The organism is Parapedobacter sp. ISTM3, from assembly GCF_016533505.1.
Taxonomy (GTDB): Bacteria; Bacteroidota; Bacteroidia; order Sphingobacteriales; family Sphingobacteriaceae; genus Parapedobacter; species Parapedobacter luteus.
The window spans coordinates 55,218-80,592 of record NZ_JAENGN010000006.1; the positions used below are offsets into that span (position 1 = coordinate 55,218).

21 protein-coding genes are annotated in these 25,375 nt (G+C 47.2%); 10 read left to right on the plus strand and 11 right to left on the minus strand.

Annotation, left to right across the window (positions count from 1 at the left end):
• Positions 1 to 72 precede the first annotated feature (72 nt).
• A complete protein-coding gene (locus JHJ32_RS09935; protein WP_079715809.1) occupies positions 73 to 696 on the minus strand; it encodes a 7-carboxy-7-deazaguanine synthase QueE in 624 nt (207 codons plus the stop codon).
• A gap of 206 nt (positions 697 to 902) precedes the next feature.
• On the opposite strand from JHJ32_RS09935, the gene thrS reads away from it, so the two are divergent.
• The 4 genes from thrS (at position 903) to rplT (ending at position 4,100) form a co-directional block, all read left to right on the plus strand.
• On the plus strand, positions 903 to 2,828 hold the full coding sequence (gene thrS, locus JHJ32_RS09940; protein WP_200120876.1) for a threonine--tRNA ligase: 1,926 nt from the start codon (positions 903 to 905) through the stop codon (positions 2,826 to 2,828).
• A gap of 13 nt (positions 2,829 to 2,841) precedes the next feature.
• Positions 2,842 to 3,399, plus strand: coding sequence for a translation initiation factor IF-3 (infC, locus tag JHJ32_RS09945; RefSeq protein ID WP_079715811.1), 558 nt, complete (start codon positions 2,842 to 2,844; stop codon positions 3,397 to 3,399).
• A gap of 35 nt (positions 3,400 to 3,434) precedes the next feature.
• Positions 3,435 to 3,635, plus strand: a complete 201-nt coding sequence (gene rpmI / locus JHJ32_RS09950) for a 50S ribosomal protein L35 (protein ID WP_079715812.1) — start codon at positions 3,435 to 3,437, stop codon at positions 3,633 to 3,635.
• 120 nt (positions 3,636 to 3,755) lie between these two features.
• The gene (gene rplT / locus JHJ32_RS09955; RefSeq protein ID WP_079715813.1) at positions 3,756 to 4,100 is read left to right on the plus strand and encodes a 50S ribosomal protein L20; all 345 of its coding nucleotides are present in this window, start codon (positions 3,756 to 3,758) and stop codon (positions 4,098 to 4,100) included.
• A 58-nt stretch (positions 4,101 to 4,158) separates the two neighbouring features.
• Here rplT and JHJ32_RS09960 read toward each other — a convergent pair whose 3' ends face one another.
• Positions 4,159 to 4,596 carry a GNAT family N-acetyltransferase gene (locus tag JHJ32_RS09960; RefSeq protein WP_200120877.1) on the minus strand — a complete coding sequence of 146 codons (438 nt, stop codon included), beginning with the start codon at positions 4,594 to 4,596 and terminating at the stop codon, positions 4,159 to 4,161.
• Complete coding sequence (gene gap / locus JHJ32_RS09965; RefSeq protein ID WP_200120988.1) at positions 4,589 to 5,593, minus strand: type I glyceraldehyde-3-phosphate dehydrogenase; 1,005 nt, start codon at positions 5,591 to 5,593, stop codon at positions 4,589 to 4,591. The genes JHJ32_RS09960 and gap overlap by 8 nt, the downstream gene beginning before the upstream one ends.
• Positions 5,594 to 5,678: 85 nt before the next feature.
• On the opposite strand from gap, the gene JHJ32_RS09970 reads away from it, so the two are divergent.
• Positions 5,679 to 5,858, plus strand: a complete 180-nt coding sequence (locus tag JHJ32_RS09970) for a hypothetical protein (protein WP_200120878.1) — start codon at positions 5,679 to 5,681, stop codon at positions 5,856 to 5,858.
• 84 nt (positions 5,859 to 5,942) lie between these two features.
• Positions 5,943 to 6,800 carry a universal stress protein gene (locus JHJ32_RS09975; RefSeq protein ID WP_079715817.1) on the plus strand — a complete coding sequence of 286 codons (858 nt, stop codon included), beginning with the start codon at positions 5,943 to 5,945 and terminating at the stop codon, positions 6,798 to 6,800.
• Here JHJ32_RS09975 and JHJ32_RS09980 read toward each other — a convergent pair.
• Genes JHJ32_RS09980 through JHJ32_RS10000 form a run of 5 tightly spaced genes read right to left on the minus strand, consistent with a single transcriptional unit; the run spans position 6,797 to position 10,675 of the window.
• Positions 6,797 to 7,420, minus strand: a complete 624-nt coding sequence (locus JHJ32_RS09980; RefSeq protein ID WP_233632583.1) for a redoxin domain-containing protein — start codon at positions 7,418 to 7,420, stop codon at positions 6,797 to 6,799. The two genes, JHJ32_RS09975 and JHJ32_RS09980, sit on opposite strands and share 4 nt — an antisense overlap.
• 17 nt (positions 7,421 to 7,437) lie before the next feature.
• Positions 7,438 to 8,706: an aspartate kinase gene (locus JHJ32_RS09985; RefSeq protein WP_200120879.1), complete on the minus strand. Its 1,269-nt coding sequence runs from the start codon at positions 8,704 to 8,706 to the stop codon at positions 7,438 to 7,440.
• A gap of 6 nt (positions 8,707 to 8,712) precedes the next feature.
• On the minus strand, positions 8,713 to 9,513 hold the full coding sequence (locus tag JHJ32_RS09990) for a DUF3298 and DUF4163 domain-containing protein (RefSeq protein WP_200120880.1): 801 nt from the start codon (positions 9,511 to 9,513) through the stop codon (positions 8,713 to 8,715).
• Positions 9,500 to 9,982: a GNAT family N-acetyltransferase gene (locus JHJ32_RS09995; RefSeq protein WP_079716032.1), complete on the minus strand. Its 483-nt coding sequence runs from the start codon at positions 9,980 to 9,982 to the stop codon at positions 9,500 to 9,502. Before JHJ32_RS09995 ends, JHJ32_RS09990 begins: the two co-directional genes overlap by 14 nt.
• A 27-nt stretch (positions 9,983 to 10,009) precedes the next feature.
• On the minus strand, positions 10,010 to 10,675 hold the full coding sequence (locus tag JHJ32_RS10000) for a YggS family pyridoxal phosphate-dependent enzyme (protein WP_079715821.1): 666 nt from the start codon (positions 10,673 to 10,675) through the stop codon (positions 10,010 to 10,012).
• A 169-nt stretch (positions 10,676 to 10,844) separates the two neighbouring features.
• Between JHJ32_RS10000 and JHJ32_RS10005 the strand changes: the two genes are divergently transcribed.
• From JHJ32_RS10005 to JHJ32_RS10020, 4 genes are all read left to right on the plus strand, one after another.
• Positions 10,845 to 11,510, plus strand: coding sequence for a DUF4296 domain-containing protein (locus JHJ32_RS10005; protein WP_200120881.1), 666 nt, complete (start codon positions 10,845 to 10,847; stop codon positions 11,508 to 11,510).
• Between the two features lie 2 nt (positions 11,511 to 11,512).
• A complete protein-coding gene (locus tag JHJ32_RS10010) occupies positions 11,513 to 13,888 on the plus strand; it encodes an endonuclease MutS2 (protein WP_200120989.1) in 2,376 nt (791 codons plus the stop codon).
• Between the two features lie 31 nt (positions 13,889 to 13,919).
• Positions 13,920 to 14,555: an MgtC/SapB family protein gene (locus JHJ32_RS10015; protein WP_176146109.1), complete on the plus strand. Its 636-nt coding sequence runs from the start codon at positions 13,920 to 13,922 to the stop codon at positions 14,553 to 14,555.
• A gap of 278 nt (positions 14,556 to 14,833) precedes the next feature.
• Positions 14,834 to 18,127 (plus strand): carboxypeptidase regulatory-like domain-containing protein, encoded by a 3,294-nt coding sequence (locus tag JHJ32_RS10020; RefSeq protein WP_200120882.1) that lies wholly within the window; start codon positions 14,834 to 14,836, stop codon positions 18,125 to 18,127.
• A 458-nt stretch (positions 18,128 to 18,585) separates the two neighbouring features.
• Here JHJ32_RS10020 and JHJ32_RS10025 read toward each other — a convergent pair whose 3' ends face one another.
• The 3 genes from JHJ32_RS10025 to JHJ32_RS10035 form a co-directional block, all read right to left on the minus strand.
• The gene (locus JHJ32_RS10025) at positions 18,586 to 20,079 is read right to left on the minus strand and encodes an amino acid permease (protein WP_200120883.1); all 1,494 of its coding nucleotides are present in this window, start codon (positions 20,077 to 20,079) and stop codon (positions 18,586 to 18,588) included.
• Between the two features lie 204 nt (positions 20,080 to 20,283).
• Positions 20,284 to 22,527 carry a sodium-translocating pyrophosphatase gene (locus JHJ32_RS10030; protein WP_079715827.1) on the minus strand — a complete coding sequence of 748 codons (2,244 nt, stop codon included), beginning with the start codon at positions 22,525 to 22,527 and terminating at the stop codon, positions 20,284 to 20,286.
• A gap of 196 nt (positions 22,528 to 22,723) precedes the next feature.
• Entirely contained in the window at positions 22,724 to 25,213 is a 2,490-nt protein-coding gene (locus JHJ32_RS10035) for a DPP IV N-terminal domain-containing protein (protein WP_200120884.1), read from the minus strand.
• Positions 25,214 to 25,375: the final 162 nt, after the last annotated feature.

Genomic DNA, 25,375 nt, shown 5'->3' on the forward strand with positions numbered 1-25,375 from the left:
AAAAATGTTCCAAAAACTGATGGCTTTGCAACGAATTTGCTACATTGGAGGGCGATAGCGGGTCATACCTGTTTATGGAATATTCAGGTATTTATGGGTTTGAAGGGAAATCTCCCACTTCGGATGTTGCTTTACATAATCTACTATCAATGGGGTGATCTCCGCTGCTTTGGACCATTCTGGCTGCAAATATAGTCGGCAGGCGGGTGGCACGAGCGAAGCGTGCTTTTCTGCCCAAGCGAAATCGCTTTTGTTAAACACGATGACTTTTAACTCGCCGGCTGCAGCAATAACATCGGGCAATGGCCATTTGAATTTCTTTGGAGAAAGGCAAATCCAATCCCAATGGCCGCTCAAGGGATAGGCTCCGGAGGTTTCAATGAATGTCTTAATGCCTGCTGCTTGTAAGCCCCGTGTCAGGTAATCCAGGTTGTAAAGCAAAGGTTCGCCCCCGGTGACCACGACCGTTTTGGATGGATACTGCTTGGCATGTTCAATGATTGTATCCGCAGCGGTGAGGGGGTGTAATGCAGCATCCCAACTTTCTTTAACATCACACCAATGGCACCCCACATCGCATCCGCCTAAACGAATGAAGTAAGCCGCTTTACCTGTGTGATACCCTTCGCCCTGAATGGTGTAAAACTCTTCCATTAGGGGTAATAATGAGCCGTCTTCTGGTACCTGATGCGCCATATTGTTTAAAGAGGTTGCAAAATTACGGAAAATTATGGAGATAAATTGAGCGCGGTGGTGTTGGGGTATTTTAAATGCCGGTGCGACGTCCAATTTTTGTTTCGTATTTCGTGTTCGATTTCGTTACCTTTGTGTCCGAAAAAGAAGTCACACCTTGTATTGTGATTTGTTGAGCTATTTTAATTAACATAAAATCATAGTTGTAAGTGATTAACATTACCCTACCCGATGGTTCGGTACGGCAGTTTGCACGAGGAACCACAGCGATGAAAATCGCACAATCCATTTCAGAAGGTTTAGCCCGAAACGTATTGGCTGCAGAGGTTAACGGTGAGGTATGGGATGCGTCGCGCCCTATTGAGGAAGACGCTACTGTACGCTTGCTAACTTGGAACGACAACCAAGGAAAAGCGACGTTTTGGCATTCCTCGGCACACTTAATGGCCGAAGCATTGGAAGCCTTATACCCCGGAATCCAATTCGGTATTGGACCCGCCATTGAAACAGGATTCTACTACGATGTCGACTTTGGCGACCGTGAATTTTCCTCAGATGACTTCAAGCAAATTGAAGATAAGATGGTCGAACTTGCTCGTACAAAGGCTGAATATCTGCGTAAACCGGTAAGCAAAGCAGAGGCCGTCGCTTACTTTACGGCGAAAGGTGACGAGTACAAGCTGGATCTGATTAAGGATCTGCCAGATGGTAGTATCACCTTCTATACGCAGGGAAATTTTACTGACCTCTGCCGTGGTCCGCATATACCGAACACCGGATTTATCAAAGCGGTTAAATTAACTAATGTGGCTGGTGCATATTGGCGGGGTGATGAAACCCGCAAGCAACTTACCAGGATTTATGGAGTCACATTTCCCAAGGCGAGTGAGCTGGCCGATTACCTGCATATGATAGAGGAGGCCAAGAAGCGTGATCATCGCAAGTTGGGACGTGAGCTGGAGCTGTTTGCCTTTTCAGAAAAAGTAGGGCTGGGGTTGCCGCTGTGGTTGCCTAAGGGGGCGCGGCTGCGGCAGAAGCTGATTGATTTTATGCAAAGGGCTCAGGTCAAAGCAGGATATGAACCTGTTGTAACCCCGCACATTGGGCATAAGAATTTATATGTCACATCCGGGCATTATGAGAAATATGGAGCGGATTCGTTTCAGCCTATCCATACGCCGCAGGAAGGGGAGGAGTTTCTACTGAAGCCCATGAATTGCCCCCACCACTGCGAAATATATAAGACCAAGCCCCGGTCGTACAAAGACTTACCTATCCGGTATGCCGAATTCGGCACCGTGTACCGTTATGAACAAAGCGGTGAGCTGCATGGCCTTACCCGGGTACGGGGGTTCACACAGGATGATGCACACTTATTTTGTCGTCCGGATCAGGTAAAGGATGAGTTTAAGAAGGTGATTGATTTGGTGCTCTATGTGTTTGGCGCGCTCGGTTTTGAGGATTACACGGCCCAGATTTCGCTGCGCGATCCGGAAAATAAGAGCAAATATATTGGTTCTGAAGATAACTGGAACCGTGCCGAGCATGATATTATTGAAGCGGCAGCGGAAAAAGGATTAAAAACGGTAGTAGAATATGGTGAAGCGGCATTTTATGGTCCTAAGCTGGATTTTATGGTCAAGGATGCATTGGGCCGCAAATGGCAGTTGGGTACGATTCAGGTAGACTACAATCTGCCAGAGCGTTTCGATTTGGAATATACGGGCAGTGACAACGCTAAACATCGTCCCGTCATGATTCACCGTGCGCCGTTTGGTTCGTTGGAACGCTTTGTTGCCGTGCTGATAGAACACTGCGCGGGCCAGTTTCCGCTGTGGCTCGCACCTGAGCAATTTATCATTCTTCCCGTGTCGGAAAAATACGAAGAATATGCAAAAAAACTTTTAGAATCGCTCAATAATTCCGATATTCGCGGCTTGATTGACCTGCGAGATGAGAAGGTAGGTCGGAAAATCAGGGACGCGGAGTTGAAAAAAATCCCTTATATGCTTATAGTCGGTGAAAAAGAAGTGGAAAACGGCACGATTTCTGTTCGAAAACACGGCCAGGGGGATTTGGGTACGATGCGTTTAGAGTCGTTTAGCGCACAGTTAATAAAAGAGATAACCGTTTAATTATTTTAGACATTTGGCATTAAATAGACCAGGATTCAGAGGCCCGAGACCTCCATTCAAGAAGAAGGAGCCGGAGCACCGTATCAATGAGAATATTAGGGTACCTGAGGTACGATTAGTGGGCGACAATGTAGAGCAAGGGGTTTATCCCACGCGCAAAGCATTGGAGTTGGCTGATGAATTGGAACTGGATTTAGTGGAAATTTCACCGAACGCTAGCCCGCCGGTCTGCAGGATCATTGACTACAGTAAGTTCATTTACGAACAGAAGAAGAAGCAGAAGGAGATTAAGGCAAACGCGAAACAGACGGTTATTAAGGAAATCCGTTTCGGGCCGAACACAAGCGACCACGACTTCGAATTCAAGCTTAAGCATGCGATTAAGTTTTTGGAAGCGGGCGAGAAGGTACGCGCGTATGTTCATTTCAAGGGCCGCGCAATCGTCTATAAGGAGCAAGGGGAAATCCTGCTGCTGCGCTTTGCCCAAGCGCTTGAAGATTACGGCAAAGTGGAGCTGCTTCCTAAATTGGAAGGCAAGCGGATGTTTTTGACCGTGGCCCCTAAAAAGTAAGTAAACTAACAAATCGATATAAAAAATAGTGAATCATGCCAAAAGTGAAAACCAATTCCAGTGCAAAGAAGCGTTTTAAGCTGACTGGAACAGGTAAGGTTGCGCGTAAGCATGCTTTTAAAAGTCACATTCTGACAAAGAAAAGCACCAAGCGCAAACGCAACCTGACGCAGACCGGTTTAGTGTCTGATGCCGATATGGGCAACGTTAAGCGGATGCTTACCATCGGCAAATAAGTCGGAGTCCGGAGTCGGAAGTCCGAAATTTTAAGTGTATTGTTAAAAGTTAAATAACCGGGTATTGGGTTGTAAGTTCATTGAGAGACATGGCGCCCACTACCAAAAAATCAGAAGATTATGCCACGTTCGGTTAACGCAGTAGCGTCAAGAAGACGACGCAAAAAGATTCTCAAATTAGCCAAGGGCTATTATGGATCGCGTAGCAAGGTTTATACCGTTGCAAAGAATACAGTAGAAAAGGGATTGTTGTACGCTTACCGCGACCGCAAGACCAAAAAAAGGGAATTTAGGGCTTTATGGATACAGCGTATCAATGCTGGAGCCCGTCAGCACGGAATTTCATATTCCCAGTTGATCGGAAAGCTGAATGCCAAAAACATCGGATTGAACCGTAAGGTACTGGCTGATTTGGCCATGAACAATCCGGAGGCATTCAAGGCAGTAGTTGATGCAGTAAAATAGAGTTTAAACCCGATATTGATTTTGTTAGGAAAGAGGGAGGCCGGCAGGCTTCCCTTTTTTAGTTCAAGGCCAGGTGCATCACGCTGTGCGGACCGATACCTGGTATCTCAAATTCTGCCGATAGTGTCGTAAAGCCCAACTGCCGGTAAAAATCATAAGCGACCCGGCGCGCGTTGCACCAGAGGTAATCAGCCATCAAACCGGTTGCCAAATGGTTGATCGCCGCATTCAATAGTTCGGTTCCAATCCCCTTGCCTCGCCAGTCGGGATGGGTAGCCATACCACGTAGCCGGTAGCCGGTTCCTGGGTGCCCTTCCAGCGCTTCGAGCTGGCAGGTCAGGATGCATACCGTGTCGCCATCACCTGACAAATATCCCATGTGGAACGTGGTTTCGAGATTGTCGCCTTGAAAATGACAGTCGGATAGCGGTGCACCAACCCGCAGTACAGCACTTCGCAAAGGGAGCGTTTCCTGCGCATTGATGAATCTAATCATCGTTAGTTATTTTTAACAACAGGTCGACCAAGCGATTGGAATAACCGTATTCATTGTCATACCAGCCAACTACCTTGACCAATCCGCCTACTACAGATGTCAATTGTGCGTCAAAGACACACGAATATGGGCTATTGAGAATGTCTATGGATACAATTGGATCGGTGGTGTATTGTAGTATCCCGTTCAATTCTGCGTTGGCTGCCTGTCTGAACGCGGCATTGATTTCATCGACCTTCGGTTGGCGTCTCAAAGTACAGGTGAAATCTGTCAATGAGCCATTTAAAACCGGTACGCGTATGCCAGCACCGCCGAGCTTGCCTTCCAGGTGCGGAAATACGCTGGTGATGGCTTTGGCAGCGCCGGTAGTAGTCGGTATGATAGAGGCAGTCGCTGCACGCGCCCTCCGTAAATCCCGATGTGGGGCGTCATGCAGGTTTTGGTCGCTCGTCATGCTGTGTACCGTCGTGATGTAACCGTCTAATATGCCCCAGTTTTCGTCCAGTACTTTTACCAACGGTGCAACATTATTGGTTGTACAGGACGCATTGGATAGGATAGGGGTACGCAGGCTGATAGCTGTATCATTGACCCCCAATACTACCGTCGGCACTTCCTTATCGGGCGAAGGCGCAGATATGATCACTTGTGTTGCTCCGGCGTCAAGGTGCCGGGAAGCCTTTTCCCGGGTCACGAATTTACCGGTAGACTCTATCACAACATCGATGCCCAGCGATTTCCAGGGAAGATTTGCCGGCACAGGTTCGTTAAAAACGTGGATGGTATGCCCGTCAATCAGCAATTGATTGGACGTTGCATCCACCGATCCCCCGTACGGCCCGTGAACGGAATCGTATTTAAAAAGATGAGCGAGCGTTTGGGTATCGGCCAAGTCGTTGATGGCAGCGATATGCAGGTTGCTTGCCTTTCTAAGTAAAATGTTCCGGAGCGTATTTCGACCGATACGGCCAAACCCATTGATGGCGATAGTTGTCATGTTATGCATATACGAGCTGCCAAAGTTACACAATAAGCAATCATTCCCTAAAACAAATCGTTACTTCCGGCTGTTTTCCTGACATATGGGAAAGCATGAAGAACTAAAGCCGAGCGATTCAAAGCAGAATCTCAAAAAGGATAAACAGGTCGTCAAACGATCAGAAGACAAACGCTATGACAAGGATGAAGCTGATTTGGCGAATCCAGCGACAACCAGGAAATACAGCGAACAACCTCCAACCAAGCACAACTCCAAAACATAGCGTTGGAAATTAACAATGGAATGACATTGGACGTTCGTTTTTCTATCAAATGGAATTACCTTTACCGAAATTCCATTTTGATACATGAAAACCATTATCGTAGCTACTGACTTTTCTAAGGAAGCCGAGAATGCCGTGGACTATGCAGCAGCATTAATCCAACAAATAGGGGGCAAAATTGTACTTTTCAATCTATACGTACCATCTATCCACGTCTCCAATGCGCGGCTTTCTCCGCAAGCTTTTGATCAATCCGCTAACCGCACCAAGGAACGGTTGGCCAGCCGCGCTGCGGCATTGAGCGACGCCTATGCTATTCCAGTATTGAGTTACCTTAGCGTGATGGGTGACATGGGCGAGGAAATTGAGCACCTCTTTGCCACCTATGATGCCAGCTTACTGGTCATGGGAATGGCGGCAAAGTCGTTGGAGCAGGATTTGCTTGGAAACACGACGACGGCATTGATTCATCAGTTTAAGTTTCCGGTATTGGCTGTTCCATACGGGGCAAAATTTAAGGGTGTCGATCGGATCCTGTTTGCCTGCGACAACCTGCAGGGAGTCCATCAGGTGATCTTACAGGAGGTCAAAACGTTGGCTTTGGGCATGAAGGCATCGGTGGAGATTTTTCACGTGAATAATCAAATCCGGAGGATTCAGGACGAAGGTATCGACGATCAAACAATAGCTGCCTTCGGGGAAGGGTTGGAAGGCGTGACGTATTATTATAAGGATGTAGCGTCCAATGCGGTAATCAAAGCCATACAAAACGAATTGATTAATATCAATGCCGACCTACTCATTATGTTGCCAAATAAATACGGTTTCTGGGGCTCGCTTATCCACCGGAGCAAGACACGCATTATGGCGTCTGGTTTGTCGATAGCGCTGCTTTCCATTCCCTTGACCCTTGCCAGCAGGAAGGAAAGAACCGACGCTTAATTCCGGATAGCGGCAATCACTTTGTCAATATCGCGCTCACCGTCCCAATGGTCTTTCAGCTGGCCGTTATTTCCGTATATATATACGGCCGGGTACTGTGACGGAATATGAAATTTGTTGATGAAATCTGCGTTGCGGTCATATAACAATTCTACATTGGCCTTTCCCACCAAGGGTTTTGCATGGGTTTCCAGAAAGGACGCCATCAAGGCCGGATCGTTCATGGATACAAAGTAAAAATTTGCATCTTTCACTTGATCATAACGTTCGCCAATATGCTTTGCTTCATGCTGGCAGTGGCCACAGGTTGGATCGAACAGGATAAAGACGATATTCCCCTTCTTGGCGAGATCTTGCTTAGTGAAGCGGATGCCGCTACGGAGCATATAAAACGTAAAGTCGGGAATGGTCTGTGCGGGCTGGGGCGAAGCGGATGGCGTAGCCGGTTGCGGGGCGGCCGATACCGGATTGACGTCGGTTGCATGTGCCGCAGCGGAGGCGGCAGCTTGGGTATCTTCTGTTTGCGCTTCAATCGGCTTGGTGCTGTTTCCGCATGAAAGCATAGCCAGCAATAACAGTGTTCCAGTTAATGTCATCATGGTATTCTTCGTCGTAGTCATAGCAGCAAAGGTAAGGATTATCCGTCCAGTTTGCGAACCAAAAGCTGACAAGTGTACCGGTCTTTCAGTTCCATGATAATCGCTTTGTTGACCAGTACCCGATCTATCGTTTCTTGGTTATAGTGGCGAATGGTAATCAGTTCCAATCCGTTCTGGCATTGTACTTCATATCGGGCTTTGAGATCATGCAACAGCATGTTGACATTGTCTCCCGTGTCATCCACACTTACCGAGAAATTCACGGCACTGTTGTGCATCATGTTGACTTTGATTTTGTGTTGATGGAAGCGGCTGAAGATATCGCTCAAATTGTCTTCAACAATGAATGAAAAGTCCTTCGGAAGTATGGAAATCAACACCTGGTTGACCTTAAAAATAAATGATGGTACGGGCAGCGGGCCGTCAGTCCCACATATCTGTGTGCCTCCGTTTTCAATGTCTATGAACGACTTGACATAAAGTGGTATATTCTTGTTTTGTAACGGCTTGATGGTCTTTGGATGGATAACGGTGGCTCCGTAATAAGTCAATTCAATGGCGTCCAGGTAAGAAAGCTCGGGGATTAACTGCGTTTCGTCGAACCATTTGGGATCTGCGTTTAGTACACCTGGTACATCTTTCCAGATCGTTACACTTTCGGCCTCGAGACTCGCTGCAAAAATGGCCGCTGAATAATCCGACCCTTCCCGTCCCAACGTGGTCGTGAAGTTTTCCGAAGTTGAGCCGATAAAACCTTGCGTAACAGCAAGCTGGTTTTCAAGCAACTGTGGAAGGTCCCGTTGGACGCGTTCTCTGGTGACGTGCCAGTCTACTTTCCCTTCGCGATGCGTGTTGTCTGTAGCGATGTAGTCACGGGCATCCAGCCATTTGTTTGCTATCCCGATGTGATTTAAATAGTGGCTGACGATGGTGGTAGAAACAAGCTCGCCTACCGACACGATCTGGTCATATAGGTAATCATATGGATCCGCCGGTGCTTCTTCCAATATCCATTCGATCTCCACAAAACGATTGGAGACCTCATTGTAGACCGGATGACTGGTGTCGGTAAACAAGGCCCGCACAATCGAAGCATGATATTGCTTCGCTTGTTCCAACAGGCCGAATGTGTCGTCTTGTTTGTTGAAATAACTTAAGGTTAATTGCTCCAGCAGGTTCGTGGTCTTACCCATGGCGGAGACGACAATAAGCAGCTTGCTCGGTTGATAAGCGGCGACGATGCGGCCCAAGTTTACTACACCTTCGGCGTCTTTGACAGATGCGCCTCCAAATTTGAATACTTGCATTTAAGGTTAATGATTTTGCATGTTTAATTCAGCGATGATACGCTTCGCCCGGTTGGTGAGAAGGCGTTCGATTTCACGATAGGGGACGCGCAATTCCGTTTGACCATCCACGTAAGGCTTAATCTCATAGATATTGTAGAGAAACAGCATGCTGTCCCGCTCTAAGGCAAAGTTATCGGGCAGGCTGAAGCGTCCTTGATCAAAAAAATACCGGTCTTCAAGCGATTGGTTGACGTCCAGGTTTTCCTGTTTTCTGAAATAACGTTCGGCTACCGCGGCCAATTCGTTTTGGAAAGTTTTGGCCACAACATCATCCAATCCCAGAAATGAGCGGTCTGTGAGGTCATAATGAACAAAGACGGTAGCATAATTGCCGTGGGCACCACCTGTATAACTAGAAGCATTGATTATCAGTTCTAAGTACGACGGTGTGATCCGGTACACTTTGGCATGCGATTCGGAAGTCCATACCCGGGGGAAGGGATCGGAGGCATGAAAATCGTCAAATTCACTGATGAACGTTTGAGCAGCCCCCTCTACGGTGGCCGTGTCGCTCCCTAAGACCGCTGCCAGGACGAAGCGGTTGACGACGGAGTCCTGAAACCTGGGATAGGACACGGTGAAATACGTTGTATCCGTTGTTTCACTGGTCTTGACCAGGTTCGAACTGTATTTTATGTAGTGTTCGTATTCGTATTCCAGCGTGTCGGAAGCGGCACTATTGGCTGTCGTTCCCTTCGTATCCGTATGGTTCTGGCATGCACTCAACAGCACTGTGCTGAGTAGATATAAGTTACGTAGCTTCATTGATTTTGCCATTATTATTGTTTACTTCCAGTGACACATTGACCCATTCTCCATCAAAAGACGCACCATATTTTTTATAGAAATTGATGGCGGGTTCATTCCATTCTAGTACTTGCCATACCATACCGCAATATTGCCGTGCGCGGCATAGTTCTCTGGTCGCATCAAACAATAACCCGCCGATACCCTTGCCACGCATCTGCGCCGTGACGATGATGTCTTCAAGATAAAGTCGGCGGCCTTTCCAGGTAGAATAACGGACATAGAAAAGCGACATGCCCACCAATTGCCCCGCCACATCGGCTACAAACGCTTCCCATACGGGCACGTCACCAAAGCCGGCATCGATAAATTCCTCCATACTTACGGTCACCTCGTCCGGAGCGTTTTCGTAAGCTGCCAGCTCCTTGATGAGCTCCAGCATCTGCGGGCAGTCAGCAGCGTTGGCTTTGCGTATCGTGATGTTCATTTTATTTGCCTGCTTCCCTGCCATTCATCACCGGTTACCGAAGATTGTACTTCCTAACCGCACCATGGTGCTGCCTTGCTCAATTGCAAGTTTGTAGTCAGCCGACATGCCCATCGAAAGGGTATCAAAGTGCGCGTCGTCTTTAAAAAAGCTTACCTTTATGCCGTCAAACAAAGACTTTAGCTCATGGAATTCTTCTTTGATTTCCTTCTGATTGGGCGTATTTGTAGCGATGCCCATCAACCCTTTAATCCGTATATGCGTTAATTGCGCAAATTCCGTCGATCGCAATAACTCGATGAGCTCCACGTGGTCAAGCCCAAATTTAGTGTCTTCCGTTGCGATATGTACCTGCAAGAGACAGCCAATGGTACGGTTATATTTTTGAGCCTGCTTGTTTATCTCCTTCAAAAGCTTCAGGCTGTCTACGGAGTGAATCAAGGTAATGAAAGGCGCTACATATTTCACCTTGTTGCTTTGTAGATGGCCAATAAGATGCCACTCAATATCTTTGGGCAGCACATCATATTTTGCAACGAGCTCTTGTACCATGTTTTCGCCGAAAGCCCGTTGCCCCGCATGGTAGGCTGTCAATATTTCTTCAGGTGTTTTGGTTTTTGAAACGGCGACGAGTGCCACATCTAACCGTTTGAGTTCTTCTTGAATCGTTTTTATCTGGTCAGCGATATCCATGAATCCGGCTTTATTTTTGTTTCTGTTAGCTATCTTTAACGTTTTCCCTCAATGGTTGACGGGTGATTGGCAAATTGCTTTTCATTGGCAATTTGTCTAAGTTTGCACAAAACTACAAAACCCGTGGGTTTCCACCAAAAGGGAGGTTGAAGGGGATAGAATAAAAAGAATGCAACGGCTGCTTACCGGAATTACGATTTTGTTTTTGTGCATCTCCTGCGGGGAGAAAATCCCGGATGGAATCATTCCGTCTAAAAGGATGCCCGATGTACTGTTGGATGTACATTTGGCGGATGGGCAGTTGATGGCCATGCCAATTGATTCAGCGCGTGCCTATCGCGACTCCTATTACCAAGCGATTTTCGACCGGTGGGGAATCGATTCAGCCGTGTTTAGACGGAGTGTTGAATATTATTCGACGCGGCCGCGTATAATGAATGAGCTTTATATAACGGTAGAAAAAAGATTGGAAGCACTTAACCTTGCTGAACAGAAGGCGGTGGAAGAAAAGTACAACCTGCAGCGGCGGGCAGATTCAATCATTAATGTCAGGCGATTGGATAGCTTGCAACGAATAGCCTCAGACTCACTGGATTTTAAACGCAAGCGCTTTCTGCTTTTCCTTCACGCTCCGGACAGTATTTATGGAGCACCCCATCCGATCACTCACGAAATGCTCCACGATAGACTATTGGAGTCGATTGGTTTGTCCCAGATGGCCATTGAAGGTCAAAATAAGGTCATGCCACGCGGCGAATCTCCAAGGCCTCCCCAGCCCCAGGCAAAATCAACAGAGGCCTCGCCCGTATTGCGGCCAATTGAAAAGATAAAATGAGCATGATTTACCCAGATAATGCGATCGAGAAGCTTGGTTTTGCCGATATAAAGGCTTTAATCAAAGCAAAATGCCTGAGTGAACCGGGGATGGAGATGGTCAATAAGATATCGCCACAAACGCGATTTGATCAGGTTGATAAGTTTCTAAGACAGGCTCATGAGTTTAAAGAGCTGCTTATTAATGACGCACCACTTCCTGTGGATCACCTCCATCCCATACGACCATTGGCAGAGAAAGCAAGGATTGTCGGTACGTTCTTGGCAGAAGACGAGTTTTTTGCGATATTGCTTTCTCTCAAGACCGTTTTTGCCGTTATCCGGTATTTCAATGAGCGAAGTGGCCAGTATCCCAATCTGGAAGCGTTGTTTGAACACTTGCCCATTGAGAAGAACATCGTGTCAGCGATTGAGCAGGTCATTGACGCAAAAGGCAGGGTCAAGCCTAATGCCTCGCCCATACTCGCTGAAATTATTTCAGGCATTACAAAGGCCGAACAGGAGGCCCGGAAGCGCATCGACCAGGTATTCCGGACGGCGCAGCAAAATGGATGGACGGCAGACGGCAATTTGACTGTTCGCGATGGCCGGTTATGCATTCCCATCCTCGCCGAGAGCAAACGCAAAATAAAGGGCTGGATACACGATGAGTCAGCCACTGGCCAAACGGCTTACATTGAGCCTGAAGAAGTATTTCATCTGAACAATAAGGTGCGAGATCTTGAATTTGACAAGCGGCGCGAGATTGTTCGTATATTAACCGAGCTAACGGATGAATTGCGGCCTCACGTGCCGCTACTGATCGCCTATCACAACCTGTTGAGCAAGGTCGATTTTGTGCGAGCCAAAGCACTGTTTGCCATTGATATCGATGGGCATATGCCCGAATTGGGTAAAGATGCTTCTATTTCCCTTGTTGCTGCGCGGCACCCCCTGCTGTTGTTGACGCTACGCGAAAGCCAGCAATCGGTCGTGCCGCTCAATGTACATATAGACGATCGGCAGCGCATCATTGTCGTGTCGGGGCCGAATGCGGGCGGGAAGTCCGTATGTATGAAAACCATCGGACTATTGCAGTTGATGGTTCAGTCGGGGTTACTCATTCCCGCAGATGCCACTTCCAAAGTAGGTATATTCAAGCAACTGTTTGCAGATATTGGGGATGATCAATCCATTGAAAGCGATCTTAGCACGTATAGTGCTCACCTGTCAAAGATGAAATATTTCTCCGAACACGCTGATGCAAAAACATTGGTACTCATCGATGAGTTTGGCACGGGCACCGATCCGCTTTTCGGCGGACCTATTGCGGAGGCCGTACTGGAAGTGCTCAATCGGAAGAAAGTAAGGGGGGTAGTGACCACCCATTATTCCAACCTAAAGGTTTTCGCCAGTAATACGGAAGGAATCGAAAATGCGTCCATGCTTTTTGACAATGTAGCAATGCGACCACTGTACATTCTGCAAACAGGCAAACCCGGCAGTTCTTACGCCTTCGAAATCGCCCAGAAAATTGGATTGGGCGAAACCATTTTGCAGGCTGCGAGGCAAAAAATAGGCGACCAACAAAAACGTGTGGATACACTATTGGTTGATTTAGAACGCGACAAAAAGGAAGTCTATGAAGCGAAAATTGCTATTGCCCAAAAAGAAAAACAACTCAGCAGGTTAAAGGCGGAGAACGAGCAATTGCAGGCATATCTGGAAGAAAACAAGAAGACAATTATTAGCAAAGCACGGGAAGAAGCGCGCGACATTATCCGGAATGCCAATAAGCTGGTCGAAAATACAATATCAGGCATCAGGGAGAGCCAAGCGGAGAAAACGAAAACCAAGGCGTTGCGCCAACAACTGGATGCAGAATTGCACAAACATACTGAAAGGGCTAACATACAGCCTAAAGCCAAACAAAATCCCGTCGAAGCGGTTGCTATCAAGGTAGGTGATTGGGTGAAGATATTGGGCACGGACAATGAAGCACAGGTGATCAGTATAGCTAAAAATAACGTGGTACTGGCCATGGGCGAATTGCGCACCGTACAGAAGCGGTCAAATGTCATCCGCATAGCCAAGAAGGATGAACCGACACGCTCGCGCCAGCCCCATCAAACCAGGATTGCCGATGACGTGGCCAGTTTCCGGCCTGAGGTCGATGTGCGTGGCATGCGCACGGAAGCAGCACTATACGAAATTGAAAAATTTTTAGATAAAGCGGTAATGATGGGCTTCCCGAGCTTGAAAATCGTGCATGGTAAGGGCGACGGGATTTTGCGCAAGTTTATCCGGGAGTATTTACGCAAGTACGGCGAAGTGACGAGGATGGAGGACGAACACCCGGATAGGGGAGGTGAAGGAATTACATATGCGTATTTAGTCTAACAGCGGGTTCACCGAACACAAAATGGAATTTTTGCCTGAAAATAACGATTTGGTTGCTATTGGAGTTTCCGTACTTTCCGGCAGTTTGGTTGGACTGGAACGGGAATACAAAAACAAGTCCGCGGGTTTTCGTACCATTGTATTGATTTGCCTGGGGGCGACAGCTTTTACCATTGCATCGCGCTATGGTGTGGGTAGCGACGATAGGATTGCAGCAAACATCATTACCGGTATTGGCTTTATCGGCGCCGGGGTAATCTTTAAAGACAAATTTTCCGTCATGGGGCTGACGACAGCAGCGGTAATTTGGATGGTAGCGGGTATTGGTATGGCGGCCGGAATTGGATATTATGGGCTTTCACTCTCGCTGTCGGTCATCACGGTTGTCGTGCTCTCGGTTTTCAATAAAGTGGAAGGGGCCATGGAACGGCTGTTTCTAACCCGTACCCTGTTTATCGTCTTTCAAGACATGGACGTCAACAACCTGGAAGAATTAAAACGACAAATGGACAAGCATCGTATTAAATATGTACGTAAAACGGTCAGCAAGCGGGCGCGCAGGTTGTCCGTAGTGTTTGAACTCACGGCCGACCGGAAGACCTTACAGCAATTTAACAATGAGATGATGAATCTCAGTTATGTGGAGGAATTTTATTATAATTCATAACAGCTAAGCGCGGCGGCTAAAAATGGTGGCTAAATCTGCTCTTTTTGTCAGAGTTTTAATCTTAACAAGCGGACCTCGTCCTATTTTTTATGTGAATTAGCCAAAACTCACGTATTCTGAACGATTTTTCCTGTTTTTATTCTACTTTATTGTTAACATGGATATTTTTGTATGTTATGTTAATATTTTGTTAACATGATTGTGTGCTAAAATTAAGATAGGCTTTTTACTTTTGCTTAAAAATAAAGCAATTAGTTGTTTACCCAAAAACAAATCACATGAAGAAGTCTTTACTTATGACGTCCTTAATGCTGATTGTTATTTCCTTTGTGCATGCACAAGTAACAACCAGTAGTATGACAGGTTCGGTGTCCCAAGTCGGCGGTCAGCCAACGGCTGGTGCCACTGTAAAAGCAACCCACGTGCCAAGTGGTACGGTTTACACGGGTACCTCAACGGAAAGCGGCCGTTTCAACCTCGCAAACATGCGGGTAGGAGGACCATATCGGGTTGAAGTGACGTACGTGGGGCAATCACCGGAGATTTACGAAGATATTTTCCTGCAATTGGGACAGCCTTACGTGTTGAATGTCGTTTTTTCGGATGGCAGTACGACATTGGATGAGGTAACCGTTACGGCCGGGCGTGGCGCATTGATGAATAGTGACCGCACAGGTGCTACAACGACAGTCGGTAGAACCGACATCGATAGGCTACCTTCTATCAACCGAAGTGTTAACGATTTAACCCGCTTGACCCCTCAGGCTAACGGAACAGCAATTGGCGGCGGAAACTATCGGTCAAACAATTTTATGGTGGATGGTGCTAATTTCAATAACCAGTTCGGTATTGGACAGAACGTTCCGGCCGGCGGATCGCCTATCTCACTGGACGCTTTAGAGCAAATCAGCATTAATGTCACTCCTTACGATGTGCGCCAATCAGGCTTTACAGGAGCAGCCATCAATGCGGTTACCCGGTCAGGCAGGAACGATTTTTTTGGCACTGCATTTTATACAGGACGTTCGGATAGACAGCAAGGCGTAAGGATCAATGACGTTACCACTAATATAAATGACTTAAAGATAGAGCAATTTGGGGTTAGCTTAGGGGGGCCAATTATTAAAAACAAGCTGTTTTTCTTTGTAAATGTCGAGCAGAATAAAACCACGGAACCAGGTCCGAATAAGGTGGCAGCCACTCCAGGGGCACCGTTTAATTCGGCGACCAATATAGCACGTCCTACTGCTGAATTTTTGGATGGCGTAAGCCAGTACCTTTTGGATAATTATGGATATCAAACAGGTCCTTATCAAGGGTATTCGAACAAAAGCAACAATGATAAGCTGTTTGCTCGTTTGGATTGGAATATTGCTGAAAACCATAAGTTGAATGTTCGTTACAGCCAAGTGGAGAGCAAGACACCTTTTCAGGTAAGTTCATCTACTTCGAATTCGGGAATTAGCTTTGGTGGATCGACGAATCGGCAAAGTATCAATGCGTTACATTTTGCAAACTCCAACTATTTCCAAGAAGCGAATCTTTATTCCGGTACATTGGAGTATAACGGCAAGTTAGGCAACCTAAATCATTCTCTCCGCGCAAGCTATGTGCACCAAAATGACCCGCGTAGTTCCAACAGCTCGGCATTCCCATTAGTGGATATATTAGATGGCGAAGCCGTACTAACCACATTCGGATATGAGCCCTTCACTTATGGCAACCTAAGGGACGTTGAAACATATACGGTTAACTATGACGCGAGTTTTATTGCCGGTAGTCATAATTTAACGGGAGGCCTGCAATTTGAGACCAGCACGACCAAAAATGGGTTCCAGCGCTTTGGTACGGGCTATTACGTATTCGAATCGTGGGACGATTTCGTTAATAACGAAAAACCAATCAACTATGCACTTACGTTCCCTTTAACAGCGGATGGGTCACAGGCTTTCCCAAGCTTTAAGTTCAATCAATGGTCGTTGTACTTGCAAGATGAGTTTACGGTTAGTAATAAGCTAAAGCTTACAGGCGGTGTTCGTTTGGAACTACCATCATATCCAAATGTGGACGAAGTGCAAACTCACCCGCTGGTGGCACAACTTACGTTCGCAAATGGGGAAACGGTTAACACGGGTGTTCTTCCAAAGGCCAGAGTCATGGTGTCGCCGCGTTTCGGATTCAATTACGATGTGTTGGGGGATCGTTCTTTGCAGTTGCGAGGTGGTTCGGGATTGTTCACAGGGCGTATCCCATTTGTGTGGATTGTCGCCCAATCTGGCGACGCCGGTATGCTTCAGTTTCTACAAACCTACTCGGGTAAGGAAAATACACCTTACTTTGACCCGAACCCAAGAGCACAATATCCATCAACATTGCCAGCTGCCGGAACCTCCATCCCTTCCAGCATATCTGCCATGTCGCCCGACCTTAAATTTCCACAAACGTGGAAATCGAGCTTGGGCGTAGATTACAAATTGCCTTACGGCATTGTCGCTACATTGGAGGGTATCTACAATAAAGATATCCATGGTGTCGTCGCACGCAATGTGAATTTGGCGGATCCTGTTCAAATGAATATCCAAGGGTATCCAGATAATCGGTATATATATCCAGCACCCAACGCCGATAAATATATCAACAAGTTAAATAGCGCAGGGCTGGTTACAGCTGATGCTACTGGGGCATTCCAAACCATTGTGATGGACAATGCGAAAGGTGGTCACTATTGGTCCATCATGGCACAGTTGAATAAGCAGTTCCACAATGGCTTTTCTGCCATGGTGGCCTATACTCGAAGCGGTGCCAGGAACTTCGGTGATGGATCTGGCGACCAGATTATCAACCTATGGTCAATACCCTATCAGAACACCGGGAACCCAAATGCCCCTACTTTGGGTTATACCGATAATGTACTACCAGATCGTATCGTCGGTACCCTTACTTATACAAACAAGTGGATCGGTAATTTGAATACATCGATGACGTTGTTCTACAGCGGATCGCAGCAAGGCAGATATTCCTATTATTATACCAATGACTTTAATAGGGATGGTCAGGTTAACGACCTGATTTACATACCTCGCGACCTGAGTGAAATTGAGTTTGTCGATATACCAGCCGGTGTTTCTGCTTATAGTGGTAATGCTTATACGGCTGCTCAACAAGCTGAGATTTTCATGAATCTATTGGAAAACGATCCATACCTAAGCAAGAACAGGGGCAAATATGCTGAACGGAACGGAGCAATAATGCCTTGGAGGCACCAGTTTGATTTTCGGCTTTCTCAACAGCTGTTTAACGGCATAGGTGGAGTAAACCACTCGCTTGAGTTTTTCTGGGATATCTTTAATGTCGGGAATTTACTCAACCCATCTTGGGGAGTTTACCATATTAATAATAATGGCTTGCTCGTGCCTCAAGGCATGAATTCGTTTAATCCCAACGGTGCAGAAAAGCCGAGGTTTCAATTAGGAGCTGCAAATGGTGATATCATTACTGAGCGTAACCGGTTCAATGAGACGATTACATCGACCTATTACATGCAGTTTGGTCTAAGGTATACGTTCAATTAGGTTGTTGTTTTTGTAGTGGACCTTAAAAAATCGCCTCGTTGAAGTTCTCAACGGGGCGATTTTTTGAATATAGAATACATTTTTGGCCGGTTCGATTCAAAAGCACTTAGTATATCAAACGCACTTAGTATAGTTGTGTCATAAACTGGTTGACGGATATCAAAAACACCGCCTAATCCTGTAGGCGACGCTTTTATATTTGTGAAGACCTCCCGTAAAAGTTATGATAAAACGCATCGGCGCAGGTCCTTTATTCCCGATATAAGTTATAGGTAATGTTAAACTAGGTGGTAATACCAATAAGCCGCCGAATAGCTCTTGACAATAGACTGTCTTTGGGAGCGCATAAATTAAAACGGTCGATTGAATACAGCCGATGAATACAGCCGATTGAACAAAAAAGCACCGCCTGTTCATCAGACGGTGCTTTTAGTTTTATACAGATATGACTAAAGGACTTAAACGGTAGGCCCCTGCGACTTCCCCGCTTCCACTTCAGCCCGGATCTTACTGTGTCGCTTACCATAAAGGAAGTAAATCACGATACCAAGTGCCATCCAGATGGCCAGCCGTTCCCAGCTTTCGATAGGAAGTGAGGCCATCATCGCGATGCACACGATAATACCGAGAATGGGTATAAGCGGTACCAGCGGGGTACGGAAAGGCCGCGGTGCTTCGGGGTTAACCTTTCGCAGCACCATTACTCCGATGCAGACCAACGTAAAAGCAAACAACGTCCCGATACTTACCATGTGGCCCAAATCGGATACCGGCACAAATCCGGTGAAGATGCTGACAAATATCATGAATATGATATTGGTTTTCCAAGGGGTTTGTCTTTTTGATAAGTCGGAAAAGAAGCGGGGAAGCAAGCCATCCTTGCTCATGGTATAGAATACCCGGCTTTGACCAAGCAGCATTACCAAAATCACAGATGTGTATCCGGTCAGGATGGCGATGATTAACGCGGTATTAAGAAACGTATACCCCGTTTTTGCAAAGGCTGTAGCAACTGGCTTTGCGTCACCGGCAAACAATTTGTAGTTTTCCAGGCCGGTCAGCACGTAGGAAAATAATACATACAATACGGTGCAAACCAACAGCGAGCCGATGATGCCAATAGGCATGCCTTTCTGTGGGTTTTTAGCCTCTTGGGCCGCTGTGCTCACCGCATCAAACCCGATGAAAGCGAAGAAAACAACCCCCGCACCGCGCATGATGCCGCTAATGCCAAAATGGCCAAAATAGTCGCTCTTAAAAAACTCAAAGAATCCCAGCTGACCGGACTTGACCAGTTCTTCACCCTCATTCACCGGAATGAACGGCTGGTGGTTGATCGGATCGATGAAACTCCATCCCAATGCGATAAAAATCAACACAACCGCTACCTTCACTACCACGAGAATGTTGTTGACTAGCGACGATTCTTGGGTGCCGCGCATCAACAACAATGAGAGCAGGCATACAATGAAGATGGCTGGAAGGTTGACCACACCACCTTCCCAGGGGCCATGAAGGAAATTGTGCGGAATATGAATCCCAAACTCCAGCAAAAATTGATTGAAATACTGGGACCAACTGGAAGCTACCGTCGCAGCACCTAATGCATACTCAAGCACGAGGTCCCAACCAATGATCCAGGCTACAAACTCGCCCATGGTGGCATATGAATAGGTGTAAGCACTGCCTGCCACTGGAATCATGGCGGCAAATTCCGCATAACAAAGTCCCGCAAACGCGCAGCCTACAGCCGCTACAATAAATGAAAGCGTGACCGCAGGGCCCGCGTTTTCTGCAGCTGTTATCCCGGTAAGGGAAAAAAGACCGGCGCCGATAATGGCACCAACGCCCAATGCTACCAAACCACTACTTGATAATGTCCGTTTAAGTGTACCTTCACCGCTTTCCGCTGCTTCGGCAATTAACGTAGGAATCGATTTTTTAAATAACATACAATTTTTGTTTTGGCAATTCAGGCCATTCCAGCTAGTTGGGGCCAAACCTACAAATTTTTATTTTTAAATAAAGGCTTTTTTTTTCTTACTGCAGCTATGTAATGATTTTGTTGATATCGGCTGTGCTTTTTAATGCAAAAAAGGGATTTGCACTAGCAAATCCCTCTATTTATATAACTTTTCTTATCCCACAAACACGATTTAGTAGATGTAGGGATTGATGGGGCGCGCTTGCGTTTGTTCTGCCTTTGTAAACTCCGTTTCTATGTGCTTTTTCAGATCGACGTTGACATGATTGCCACCGCCATTCACACTGATATGTGGTGCGATGATCAGCGACACAATTGACATCAGCTTGATCAGGATATTCATAGAAGGGCCGGAAGTATCCTTGAATGGGTCGCCCACGGTGTCGCCGGTTACCGAGGCCTTATGCGCATCAGAACCCTTGTATTCAATCTTGCCATTGATTTCTACACCTGCTTCAAACGACTTTTTAGCATTGTCCCATGCACCCCCTGCGTTATTCTGGAACATTCCCAGTAACACGCCGGATACTGTGACACCAGCAAGTAGCCCGCCAAGAATCTCGGCCGAGGAGGTATCTTCGAATACGCCTTTAAAGCCAAACCCTACCAATATTGGCACAATCAGCGCAATTGCACCGGGTAATATCATTTCGCGGATGGAAGCCTTCGTGGATATGGCAACACACTTGTCATACTCGGGCTTCGCCTTATATTCCATGATGCCGGGTATCTCCCGGAACTGCCGCCGCACTTCTTCTACCATCGACATAGCTGCACGGCCCACCGCAGCGATCGCCAACGAAGAGAAAATAAAGGGAATCATCGCACCGATAAAGAGCGCTCCCAATACGGGTGCTTTATATAGGTCGATGGAATCGATGCCCGCAATACCGACAAATGCCGCAAACAAGGCCAGCGCCGTCAACGCCGCCGAGGCAATGGCAAACCCTTTTCCAGTGGCTGCGGTGGTATTACCCACGGCATCCAGTTTATCCGTGCGCTCACGTACTTCTTTCGGCAATCCGCTCATTTCGGCAATGCCCCCGGCATTGTCGGCGATCGGACCGAACGCATCAATAGCCAGTTGCATAGCGGTAGTTGCCATCATGCCGGCGGCAGCGATGGCTACACCATATAAGCCTGCAAAGGCATACGATGTAATGATGCCGGCGGCCAGGATAATGGTAGGGACTGCAGTTGATTCCATGCCGACGGAAAGGCCGCCGATAATGTTGGTGGCATGCCCTGTAGATGATTGTTTGACAATGGATCCGACCGGACGCTTGCCCATAGCGGTATAATATTCAGTAACAATACTCATCAGTGCTCCCACGATGAGGCCCACGACGATGGCAAAGAAAACATCCAGAGAAGTAAAGGATACGCCGCGCAGCGCCAATTGATCGGGTAGCAACCAACCGACCACGAAGTATGATGCCAAGGCTGTAAACAAGATAGAAGACCAGTTTCCGAGATTCAGCGCCTGCTGCACATTGCCTTGATCATCGTTGACTTTTACCAGTGCCGCACCAACAATCGAGAAAATCAGTCCCAAGCCAGCGATGAGGATAGGCAGCAGCACTGGAGCTATACCGCCGAAACTATCGGCCGACACAATTTCCCGTCCTAAAACCATGGTGGCTAGTATGGTGGCTACATATGAGCCGAAAAGATCGGCGCCCATACCGGCAACGTCTCCCACATTGTCACCCACGTTGTCCGCAATGGTTGCGGGATTGCGTACATCATCCTCTGGGATTCCGGCTTCAACCTTTCCGACCAGGTCGGCCCCCACATCGGCAGCCTTCGTATAAATGCCGCCGCCTACGCGGGCAAATAACGCAATGGATTCGGCTCCAAGCGAGAAACCGGCCAACACCTCCAGCGCTTTTTCCATTTCAAGGCCGTTGACGCTGGCGCCAGTGCTCACGACGTAAATCTGATAAAAAACGATAAATAAAGCCCCCATACCCAAAACCGCCAGACCTGCAACCCCGAGCCCCATTACAGTACCGCCCGTGAAGGAAACCTTGAGGGCTTTCGCAAGGCCGCTTCTCGCGGCTTGTGTGGTTCGGACATTGGCCTTCGTGGCGATGTTCATGCCGATATAGCCCGCGAATGCCGATGTAACCGCACCGATGACGAATGAGACTGCAATAACCCAACTGGAGGTCTCCACCAAGGTGCCGGACCATGCTAACAAAATGGCCGCTATCACCACAAAATAGGAGAGTACTTTCCATTCTGCTTTTAGAAAAGCCATTGCACCTTCGGCGATATGGCCGGCCAACGAGCGCATATTTTCGTCACCGGCATCCTGTCGGCTTACCCATGCTGACTTGACAATCATCACAATGATGCCTACCAAACCCAATAGTGGAATCAGGTAAATCAGATTTGCTTGTAAAAATTCCATTTATAATCGATTATTGTTTACAAAACGTTTCATTGTTAAATAGGTTTCAACAAAGAGTCGCCAAAAATAAGATGCTTATTGCAATAATCAAATTTATTTATATGAATTAGTCAATTTTACCTGCTCTCGTGTCACTAACTTAATTGGAGCATAACCTAATGAATATCACACGCAATATCCACTTTCGTCATAGCACTTATCGCCGGCGTGGTATTTCCCGGTTCATTTCGGTAATGTCTACGTCGTCTTGGTGATTACCCAATAGGTGCTTACAGAAATAATCGCCCATCTTCCAGAAGAAATACTCGGTCATGTCACCAAAGCCGTGACGCTGCCCGGGCAGTAAAAGGAAATCAAAGCGTTTATTGGCTTTGATGAGCGCTTCAGCCATGCGGATGGTGTTGGCAGGATGTACGTTGTTGTCGATATCCCCTGTGGCCAGCAATAGGCGCCCCTTGAGGTTTTTGGCCAGCTCGGTGTTTTTCTCGATCGCGTAGGAAAACGTTGTATCTCCCTTGGCAGATATGCGTTCGGTCACGCCATGATGCCGCTCGCTCCACCACCGGTTGTAAATATTGTTTTCGTGGTTGCCTGCACCCGAAACAGCTACCTTGAAAAGATCCGGGTAAACCAGCATGGCCGCAGTGGACATGAACCCGCCGCCGGAATGCCCAGTAATGCCCACCCGGTTGATGTCGATGAATGGATGACGGTCAGCCAACTGCTCAGCCGCCGCTTTTTTGTCGGCTAAACCATAGTCGCGCAAATTGCCATAGCCATAGGTGTGATACCATTTTGATCGGGCAGGATGTCCGCCCCGGTTGCCTACAGTTATGACTACAAAGCCAAATTGCGCCAAACGGTCTATACGGTCCATGCTTCGCCCAAAGGCTTTGTTTACCGACTCGGTTTGCGGACCCGGATACACGTATTCAATAAGGGGGTAGGTTTGGGTCGAGTCAAAGTCAAACGGTTTATACATCACGCCATATAAATCCGTGATACCATCATCAGCCTTGACTTTGAAGGGCTCGGGAAATTTATATCCCGCGGCAAATAGCTGCGACAAATCGGCTGTTTCCAACTTCAGGATTTGCTGTCCAGCATTATTGTAAAGAGCTGATTCCGGAGTAGTATTCACCCGAGAATAATTGTTTACAAAAAATTGGCTGTTTTCGTCCATGAGGGCCTGATGGTCGAAGTTGCCGGCATTTAGCAATTTCATTCCGCTACCATTCAGGTTTATACTGTACAAATGTTGATAGTAGGGGTCTTCGTTTGCCTCACGGCCGTTGGCTACGAAGTATAAGGTGCGAGTTTTTTCATCCAATCCGGTGATTTCCGAACAATAAAACTCGCCGGAAGTAATCTGGTTTTTTAGGTTCCCGTTGCCGTCATATAGGTAATAATGTCCCCAACCGTCGCGTTCTGACCACACCACAAATTCCGGTCCGTTGCCAACCAATTCCGGTGGCTGTACGTCCAGGTAGGTGTTTGATCGTTCTTCGATAAGTATCTTTACGCTTCCATCAATGGCGGCGGTACCGATATCAATGCGTTTGAGATCACGGCTACTCCGGGAAAAGAAAAATTGTTCATTGGTACCTAACCAGGTATTCACACGGATGTCGTCCGGACGGTTGTTGCGGGGTTGACGCTTGGTGTATACCGCGAGTGTTTGGTTTTTAAATGCTGCCACGTCAATGCGGCGGGGCTTCTTGGTGGCAAACTCAAAGAGGTGAAGTTCCTGTTCCGTACTGTCCGGCTCACCGGGCATTTGGTATTTGTAGGTTTCCAGCGTAGGACGCTTGCTCCCTACGTTGTTGATAACCCAAAGGGAGTTGAGATGGCGGTTGTCCTTACGGGTCACGAGGAAATAGCGCCCATCGGGTGACCAGATGATACCGGCGCGCCGGCGTTGGTTTTTCTCATCTTCGTCTTTCTTTTCATCGCCGGTGGTGACGCTGCGGTCATCCCCACCCCAAGCATAATATTGAATTCCATCTGTAGTAATCTGGTGTTCTACGATGGTGCTGTCTTTCTCATCTTTTCGGGCTTTTTCGTAATTTTCGCGGTCCATCCAGTACAGGTTGTAGTTTTTGGCAAACACTACAGCGTTGGTATCCGGCGAGAAGGACGCCCAGGAAAGGTGCGGCTTGGGCTTCAACGAATCGGCCAGCTCGACCAATTGCCGGGTTTGTAAGTCATATTCGAGGTAAAACACTTTTTTCTTGAGGGAATCCGTTTTATTGGTACTTTTCTCACGTTCTTCTTTGGTTTTCAATGTGTCTTTGGTACTGTTTACTTCAAAGCGGATGCGGCGCTCGTCCTCCGTAAATTTCAGGTTTCGGATATCGATATGCTGCGCATCGAAAGGATCTTTGACTATTCGTGTCAGCTGAGCGGCAAGCTGTGCATTATCAAAAAGAACGTCTTTCTTTCGGGCAGAGGGATCCACGATATACCAATTTTTTCCTTGGGACGTTTCATATACATACCAAAAGCGGTTGGAGTTTTTCAGCCAGTTGGGGCTTACAGAAGTGGAAAAAATCAAGCGCCTCAGCTTGTCTGGTGAGAATCGGGCGGCGAGCTGGTAGTTTGCCTTTACTTGTTCACGGTTTTCTTGTGCGATTCCTACGTTTACTACCAAAAACATGAAGAATACCAAGTTGTATTTTCTGTACATAGGGGTTAAGGAAAAGTATTACATTATTTGCAGGCGCAAATTATCAGTTTTTGATCGATATCTTTAGGTTTAAGATTGTAATATTCGCGTTAACCCGGTTGGAACAGCATTGTTGGCGGTGAAATAGCAAGTTAACATAGATTGAACGGCCAACGGAAAGGC